This window comes from Alcanivorax xiamenensis, from assembly GCF_009846745.1.
GTDB classification, from domain to species: domain Bacteria; phylum Pseudomonadota; class Gammaproteobacteria; order Pseudomonadales; family Alcanivoracaceae; genus Alloalcanivorax; species Alloalcanivorax xiamenensis.
This window is the reverse complement of record NZ_AQPF01000013.1, coordinates 82,392-90,089: the sequence shown is the minus strand read 5'-3', so window position 1 is coordinate 90,089 and position 7,698 is coordinate 82,392. Positions and strand designations below refer to the sequence as shown.

Here is a 7,698-nt window from a genome sequence, read left to right as displayed (position 1 = left end):
CATCCCTGCCGCTGGCGACGGCGGCGAAACGCCAGCTGCCGATGGAGGCCCCGATCAAGGTGCGCTGGCGCGGCGCCCGCGACAGAAAGTCACCGAAGATGGCCTGGTCGAGGCCGACGATCCCCACGCCCTTGGGTCCGCCGGCGGCACCGGGCAGCACCTCGATGTCCGCCGCACGCAGTCCATGCTCGCGGATGTGCGCGATGGCCTCATCGCCGGCACGAAGGGTCAGCGCCGGTTCGCGGGTATGGATAGCGGGCACCGTCAACTCCTGGCGTTGGAAAGCCGGCAATACTAATCAGAATGGGGAGGTGGAGCAAAAGTTGGGAAGCATGAAGCTAGGACCTGTTCACCCTATTTCCATCGCGCCTGCTGGATGCCCTTTTTGCCTCCAGCGAGGCGGAGGGCGCGCGGTTTGGTCATTCCAAATGAACGACGAGTAACGCGGAGTGGCGACGTTTTAGCCGCAACAGGCGCGGTGGAAACAGGGTGAACAGGCCCTAATACCGATTCGCTGCCAAGGCAGCTTCCCACAGCGGCTCCGTAGTACCCCTCCGTGGGAAGCTGGCTTGCCAGCGAATACAGCGTTTTTCGATCAGCCGTACAGGCACAGATAAGCGGTATCCACCGCCACTTTCACCTGGAAGCGCTGATCGGCCTCCACTTCGAAGGTTTCGCCGGCGGCGTAGGTGCGCCAGTCTTCCGCGCCCGGCAGCTGCACGGTAAGGGCACCGCTGACCACGGTCATGGTTTCATGCTGGCTGGTGCCGAATTCATAGTCGCCCGGGGCCATGACGCCGACGGTGGCGGGCTTATCCTCGGTCTGGAAGGCAATGGACGCCACCTTGGCATCGAAATACTCGTTAACCTTGAACATTGATGATCTCCACGGAACAGGCTGAGAACAGGATCAAAGGAGCGCGAGTATATACCGGAGCCGGGCGGGCGCCATAGCGGGACCTCGCCCGCAGGCGCCACAGCAAATCCGTGGATAGAGGAGCGGACCGGAATCAGGGATTACGGTCGTGTTCGTGGCAGTAAAGCACCAGTTGGTCGTCGGCGTCTTCGTAACTCAACGGGAAATTCAGGGGGTCACTGAACACAAGGATGGCATCGTAGCTGCGGCCACCATTCATGGCGCAGTCCACCCGGGTAATACGACGTTCCGGGGAAACGCCGTTAACCAGCACTTCCATATTCAGGCGCCCGCTGTTCATGGTCTGGTAACCGGTGACATCACCACGTTGTAGATCCGTCCCGAAAGCAGTGTCGTCGCCGTTAACGCGTACATCTATGGAGAATGCATCGGAAAACGTCACCGTATTGATCACCCGGAAGCGCACCGTGCCACTGGGCACATCGCCAATTTCCTGGGGCAACAGCTTGGCCTGAGCGGCACCCGTGGTAAGGTCGCCGTAAGACACCAAGGTGTAACCGGTATCGTTGGCCAGACGCAGACGCTGCTGGAACAGGGTCGAACCGCTGCCGCTGACGCCAGTCATCTGCACGCTATTGTCCTGATTGTCGTTGGCGTCATCGATGGTGACTTGCAGGCTCGGCCCCTCGGCTTCATCAGAATAGCCCTGCCCGGTGATGCTCTCATCATCGATGGTCAGATCCACGGTCAGCGCGGTCTGATCGGCATTGCCGTTATGCGTGATCTGATTGTAGTAGTACACCGTGGCGCTGGACCGGAAGCGGCCACCATCGCCGTCCTCGTCCTCGCACCCGGACATGGTCATGGCCATCAGGAATGGCAGCATCATGGGCAGCAGCAGGAATTTCATCATTCTCTCTCGTTATCGCCGTTGTCGTCCTTATTACCCCCCGGAATCCGGACTTCAGGCTCCGGTACCGGCTGTTCTTCCATGGACCCGTCCGCGACGGCCGGGTTCCCGTTTTCATCGGCGTCCACATTGAACTCCTGAATGAAAATTTGCCAGAACGAAACAAACAGGCCCGCCAGCAACGGCCCCAGGGCGAAGCCAGTGATACCGAACAACGTCAACCCGCCCAGGGTGGAAAACAACACCAGATAATCCGGCAGTTTGGTGTCGCGGCCGACCAGAACCGGGCGCAGCAGGTTGTCCACCAGCCCGATGACGAAGACACCGAACAGCACCAGAATCACCGCTTCAGTCACATCCCCGGTGGCGTACATATACAACGCCACCGGCACCCACACCAGACTCGCCCCCAGGGCTGGAATCAACGACAACAGCGCCATCACCACCGCCCACAGCACCGCCGCCGGCATACCCAGAACCCAGAAAATCAGCCCTCCCAGCGCCCCCTGGATCACCGCGATCACCAGATTACCTTTCACCGTGGCCCGGGTCACCTCGGCGAATTTGCTGAAGATCATCCGCTCCCGGTCATCACCCAGCGGCAGCGCCCGGATCAGCAGATTCACCAAAGCGGGGCCGTCACGCAGCAGGAAGAAGGTGAGATACAGCATCAGGCCGAGATTGACGAAGAACTGGAACGTATTCTGGCCCACATCCAGCGCCCGCTTGGCCAGGAACTGGCCGGCGGCCTTCAGACCCGACATCAACTGCGCGCCCAGATCGGAGAAATCCACCCCCAGACGTTGCAACCAGTAATGGGCGGAAGGGAAGGCCATCTCCAGTTTTTGCAGATAGCTGGCCGGATCAAATTCCCCCTGTTGCACGCGGTCATACACCGCCAGCCCTTCCCGGATGAAGGAGGCCGCCACCACCAGCACCGGGATGACCACCACCACGATGCTCAGCAGCAAGGTGATCATGGCGGCCAGATTGCGCCGCCCCGGCCAGCGCGCCAACAGACGGCGCTGCATCGGAAAAAAGATCAGTGCCACCGCGAAGGCCCAGAACACCGGCGCATAAAAAGGGCGCAGCAGCAACAAGAAGGCCACCGTCACCAGAATCAGAAAAGCCAGAAAAGACTGCTGCTCCAGACGCTCACGCATTCCATTGTCCTCTTTTCGCCGTGGCTTTCACGGCCGGGCGCCCCCCGGCGGCCCACCTTCTTTTGCTCGCCGCCATCGTCACCGCGTCAAGGCACCATGGTGGTCACAAGATAACCGGTGTAGGCCAGATAAATAACCAGCAATACCGAGCCTTCCAAGCGATTGATTCGCCCCCGGCCACGGAAGCCATACCCGAACACGAACAGCAGCAGGGTCAGGCCGGTCATCACCGCCCAGTCCCGATAAAGCACCGCCGGTTCCACCGCCACCGGATGAATCGCGCCGGCGATCCCCACCACCGCCAGGGTATTGAACAGGTTGGAGCCTAGCACATTGCCCAGCGCCAGATCGTGCTCGTTTTTGCGGATGGCGACCAGACTGGAAGCCAGTTCCGGCAGGGAGGTGCCGATGGCGACCACGGTCAGACCGATGATCAGGTCACTGACCCCCAGCGCCTGGGAAATTTCCACCGCGCCCCAGACCAGAATACGGGAGCTGACCACCAGCAAGGCCAGCCCCAGCAGCATCCAGAACAGAGCCCGTCCCTTGCTCATCGGATGGGCGAACGCCTCCTGGTCCACATCTCCACCCAGAGGGTCGCCTTCTCCCCGCATGCCCTGATAGATGGACCACCCCATCAGCGCCGCGAAGACCAGCAGCAACACCACCGCGTCCATGCGGCTGACCAGATCGTCATGGATCAGCGCCGCGGACAGCAGAGTGATCACCAGCAGTATGGGCAGTTCTTTGCGCAGCACAGAGGAATGCACGGCGATCGGACTGATCGCCGCCACCAGGCCGAGGATCAAAGCGATATTGGTGATGTTGGAGCCATAGGCATTACCCAATGCCAGCCCCGGATTGCCATCCACGGCGGCCAGGGCGGAGACCACCATTTCCGGCGCCGAGGTGCCAAAGCCGATCACCACCATGCCGATCAACAACGATGGCATACCCGCGTAACGGGCCGTGGTGGCGGCGCCATCGACAAACCGGTCAGCACTCCAGACAAGAACAATCAGGCCGGCAACCACTGCCGCCACGGCAAGCCACATATACGTTCCTCAGTGTTTTCGAAACCTCGTGGTCCCTTCTTTATATAAAGAGGACCATTGCTATTCGCGAGCAAGCTCGCTTCCCACGGCGACTTCGTAGCTCCCTGTGGGAAGCTGCCTTGGCAGCGAAGACTGTTCGGTTTCATGTTCCCGAAGCGTTTCTCTTCGCGTTATTCCCGCTGGAACAGCCGGGCGAGCACGTCGCCGCCGCTTTTTTCCTTCAGTAGCCGCCAATTCTCCGGCACTTCCGGCGCTCCGTCCTGACGCCGGGACTCGACGTAGATCAGCGCCTCGGGCATCAGCAACTTGAGCTCCTCCAGAGCGCGGCAGGCGGGTTCCGCCAGCCCCAGATCGTAGGGCGGGTCAATGAACACCAAGTCGAAACGCTCCGCTGTCCTTGGCAACCATTTCAAGGCGTCGGCGCACTGTACCATCACCCGCTCCCCGAACAAGGGACGCAGTTGACGGGACAGGTCGGCACAGCGCTCCTTTTTTTTCTCCACCAGAATGGCGCGCCCGGCACCCCGGCTCAGGGCTTCCGCGCCCAAGGCCCCGGAGCCGGCGAACAAATCCAGTACGCGGGCCCCGGACAACTCCCATTGCAACCAGTTGAACAGGGTTTCGCGCATACGGTCCCCGGAGGGGCGCAGATCGCCCCCCTGGTCGACGAAGTGAAGACGGTGGCCGCGAAATTCGCCGCCGATGATCCGCACCTGCCCTTTACTGGTTTTTCCCTTGGCTTTCATTGCTTTCGACCGTTTGCTTGGCGGGCTGCGCGGGTGCTTCCGGGCCGATACTGACGATCGCCAGATGGTCCGGGTCCACGGCCTTGCGCATTGCCGCCTGGATGTCCGCCACGGTCAGATCCCGCACCTGCTGGTTGAACCGTTGCAGATAGTCCAGAGGCAGATCATAGAAGCCGATGGCACCGAGCTGGCCGATAATATCGCCGTTGTCGGCGGTTTCCAGTGCCATGCCGCCAAGAATGTTGTCCTTGGCCATGGCCAGTTCCTCCTCGCTGGGCCCTTCGGCGATAAACCGGCGGATTTGGTCCAGGGTCAGCGCGAGCGCATCACTGGCATTATCGTTCGCGGTTTGTAGTTGTACCGTGAATGGGCCACCAGCGGCCATGGGCTTGAAGTAGCTGGAAATGCCATACACGTAGCCGCGCTTCTCGCGCACCTCCTGGGTAAGCAGGGACGCAAAGCCGCCGCCGCCAAGGATGTAGTTGCCCACGTACAAGGCAACATGATCCGGATCACCGCGCCAGGTGGCCTGGTTGCCGAGCAGAATATGGGTCTGGGTGGACGGGAAAGTCAGGTGCTCCACTTTGCGGGTGGGCAGCGCCCTGGCCCGGGGCAACGCCGGCGCCGCACCGCCTTGCGGCAAGGCATCGCTGAGACGCTGGGCGATCCGCTCGGCCTGGGCCCGGCTGACATCGCCGACCAGAGCGATGACGGTATTGCCGGCGGTGTAATAGCGCTGGTGGTAATCCACCAAATCCTGACGCTGAATACCTGGCAGGCTTTCCAGGGTACCGCCCTCCGCATGCCCATAGGGGTGATCGCCGAACAGCAGCTTCTGGTAGGCCTTCTGAACCTGCGGGCCCGGCACCTGGCGCTCCATCTTCAGCCCCTGCAGCATCTGGGTGCGAATGCGTTCCAGGGCGTCCGGCGGGAAGGTGGGCTGGCCCGCCACCCGCGCCAGCAGGGTCAGGGCCGGATCCCGCCATTGCGGCTCGGACAGGGTACGCAGGCTGATCACGGCCATATCCTGGTAACTGCCGGAAGAGAACTGCGCGCCCTTGTCCTCGAAGCCCCGGGCGATGTCATCCACGCTCAACCCCCGGGCTCCCTCGCCAATCAGCGCACTGGTCATGGCCGCCAGCCCCGGCAGATCACCATCACGGGCACCACCGGCATTCATTACCAAACGCACGTCCAGCATGGGCAGCGCCTCACTCTGGACGAACATCACCCGGGCGCCGCCGGAGGTATGCCAGGACTGGATATCCAGCTCCGGCGCCGCCGGCTCCGCCTGGCGCACCTGCCGTTCCGAGGCGGGGAAACTGGCGCAGCCGGCCAGCAACCATGCGCACATCACACCCAGAATCGCTGTTTTCATCGCGCGCATTATTGTTCCTCCGGCTGTGCATTCTCTGGCTTCGCCGCCTCTGGCAGCTCTTTTGGCAGCTCTTTTGGCAAAACAAGGGCGGTGGTACGGCGCTCATCCACCAACCACTGGCGGGCCGCATCCCGCACGTCCTCGGCGGTGACCTCGGCGAGGTTGGCCTCGAACTCGCCGGCCAGTCGCCAGTCCAGACCCAGCGTGCTCAGCATGCCCAGTTCCATGGCCTGGCCCATCACCGAATCCCGCTGATACACCTGGCTGGCGGTGACACTGGCGCGCACCCGCTCCATCTCCTCCGCGCTGGGCGGCGTTTCGGCCAGGGCACGGACCTGATCCAGCAAGGCCTGTTCCAACTGCTCCAGGGTCACGTCCGGGTTCGGCGTGGCGGTGAACGTAAAGGTACCGCTGCCCCGCTGCAAACCGCTGTAACCGGCGCCAGCACCGGCGGCCAGACGCTGCCCCCGCACCAGATCCGTTTCGATGCGGGCGCTGAGACCGCCATCCAGAACCCCGGCCAGCATGGTCAGGGTATAGAACGCTTTTTTGTCCTCGGCGGTGGTCAGTGACGGGACGTTATAGGTCATGTACAGGGCCGGCACTTTCACCGGCAAGCGCAGGGACAGGCGCCGTTCTCCGGCAGGCGGCTCCAGACTGAGTTTCGGTCGTGGCGGCGTTTGCCCGGCCGGCAACTTACCGAAGAAGCGCTGCACCAGCGGCCGCACCTGTTCCTCGGTGACGTCGCCAGCGATTACCAGGGTGGCGTTGGACGGCACGTAATAACGCTGGAACCAGCTGCGCGCCTGCTCCGGTTGCAGTTGGGCCAGCAGGTCGCGCCAGCCGATGATCGGGTGGGCATAGCCGGTGCCGGGCCGTGCCACCGCCTGGAATTTCTCCCAGGCCAGAGCATTGGGGTTATCGTCGGTGCGCTGCCGACGCTCCTCCATCACCACCCGCAGCTCACGGTGAAATTCCTGGTCGTCAATTTCCAGGTTCTTGAGGCGCTCCGCTTCCAGCTCCAGCGCCAGGGCCAACCGCGAGGACTCATACTGCTGGAAATAAGCGGTGTAATCGTAACTGGTGAAGGCGTTGTCGCTGCCGCCAAAGCGGGCCACGATCCGAGAGTACTCACCCGGCCCCAGATGCTTGGTGCCTTTGAACATCATGTGCTCGAGCAGGTGGGCCAGCCCGGTTTCATGGGGGGCCTCATCGATGCTGCCCGCCTTGAACCAGATCATCACCGTGATCACTGGCGCCCGGTGATCCTCGCGCACCAATACGCGCAAACCGTTATCCAGACTGAATTCGTGGGTCGGTAAATCCGCCCGGGCCAGGGATGACAGCATCCCCAGCACCAACGCTACCACCAGGATTCTCATCAAACGTCCTCTCATGCTCTGATCGGAAATGCCGGACTCGCGCCACCGCCGCGCCGGCGCCCCCCTTTTTTGCCAACGGCCGGTTGGGGGCCGACCGCCGTACCGCGTTCACGGTGGCGTCGCATAGGCCATGAACAGGTTCCGCGACAGTGGTAGGATACCCGCTCGCCCGCCGACGCGGGCGACG

The 7,698-nt window shown here is 62.4% G+C and carries 7 protein-coding genes and 1 pseudogene; all 8 read right to left on the bottom strand.

Features of this window, described 5'->3' with window-relative positions:
* Positions 1 to 262 (bottom strand): annotated as a pseudogene (locus tag A6D6_RS10580) (patatin-like phospholipase family protein); the annotation flags it as partial.
* A 333-nt stretch (positions 263 to 595) separates the two neighbouring features.
* Positions 596 to 877, bottom strand: coding sequence for a pyrimidine/purine nucleoside phosphorylase (gene ppnP / locus A6D6_RS10575; protein WP_022997080.1), 282 nt, complete (start codon positions 875 to 877; stop codon positions 596 to 598).
* A gap of 133 nt (positions 878 to 1,010) precedes the next feature.
* The gene (locus A6D6_RS10570; RefSeq protein ID WP_133492773.1) at positions 1,011 to 1,790 is read right to left on the bottom strand and encodes a hypothetical protein; all 780 of its coding nucleotides are present in this window, start codon (positions 1,788 to 1,790) and stop codon (positions 1,011 to 1,013) included.
* Positions 1,787 to 2,950: an AI-2E family transporter gene (locus A6D6_RS10565; protein ID WP_133492772.1), complete on the bottom strand. Its 1,164-nt coding sequence runs from the start codon at positions 2,948 to 2,950 to the stop codon at positions 1,787 to 1,789. Before A6D6_RS10565 ends, A6D6_RS10570 begins: the two co-directional genes overlap by 4 nt.
* A gap of 86 nt (positions 2,951 to 3,036) precedes the next feature.
* On the bottom strand, positions 3,037 to 4,005 hold the full coding sequence (locus tag A6D6_RS10560; protein WP_133492771.1) for a calcium/sodium antiporter: 969 nt from the start codon (positions 4,003 to 4,005) through the stop codon (positions 3,037 to 3,039).
* A gap of 170 nt (positions 4,006 to 4,175) precedes the next feature.
* Positions 4,176 to 4,751: a 16S rRNA (guanine(966)-N(2))-methyltransferase RsmD gene (rsmD, locus tag A6D6_RS10555; RefSeq protein WP_159660705.1), complete on the bottom strand. Its 576-nt coding sequence runs from the start codon at positions 4,749 to 4,751 to the stop codon at positions 4,176 to 4,178.
* On the bottom strand, positions 4,726 to 6,138 hold the full coding sequence (locus A6D6_RS10550; protein WP_159660704.1) for a M16 family metallopeptidase: 1,413 nt from the start codon (positions 6,136 to 6,138) through the stop codon (positions 4,726 to 4,728). Before A6D6_RS10550 ends, rsmD begins: the two co-directional genes overlap by 26 nt.
* On the bottom strand, positions 6,138 to 7,511 hold the full coding sequence (locus A6D6_RS10545; protein ID WP_159660703.1) for a M16 family metallopeptidase: 1,374 nt from the start codon (positions 7,509 to 7,511) through the stop codon (positions 6,138 to 6,140). The genes A6D6_RS10550 and A6D6_RS10545 overlap by 1 nt, the downstream gene beginning before the upstream one ends.
* Positions 7,512 to 7,698 lie beyond the last annotated feature (187 nt).

Coding starts and splice junctions, on each gene's coding strand:
- ppnP (WP_022997080.1), bottom strand. CDS start 877: ATGTTCAAGGTTAACGAGTATTTCGATGCCAAGGTGGCGTCCATTGCC.
- A6D6_RS10570 (WP_133492773.1), bottom strand. CDS start 1,790: ATGATGAAATTCCTGCTGCTGCCCATGATGCTGCCATTCCTGATGGCC.
- A6D6_RS10565 (WP_133492772.1), bottom strand. CDS start 2,950: ATGCGTGAGCGTCTGGAGCAGCAGTCTTTTCTGGCTTTTCTGATTCTG.
- A6D6_RS10560 (WP_133492771.1), bottom strand. CDS start 4,005: ATGTGGCTTGCCGTGGCGGCAGTGGTTGCCGGCCTGATTGTTCTTGTC.
- rsmD (WP_159660705.1), bottom strand. CDS start 4,751: ATGAAAGCCAAGGGAAAAACCAGTAAAGGGCAGGTGCGGATCATCGGC.
- A6D6_RS10550 (WP_159660704.1), bottom strand. CDS start 6,138: ATGCGCGCGATGAAAACAGCGATTCTGGGTGTGATGTGCGCATGGTTG.
- A6D6_RS10545 (WP_159660703.1), bottom strand. CDS start 7,511: ATGAGAATCCTGGTGGTAGCGTTGGTGCTGGGGATGCTGTCATCCCTG.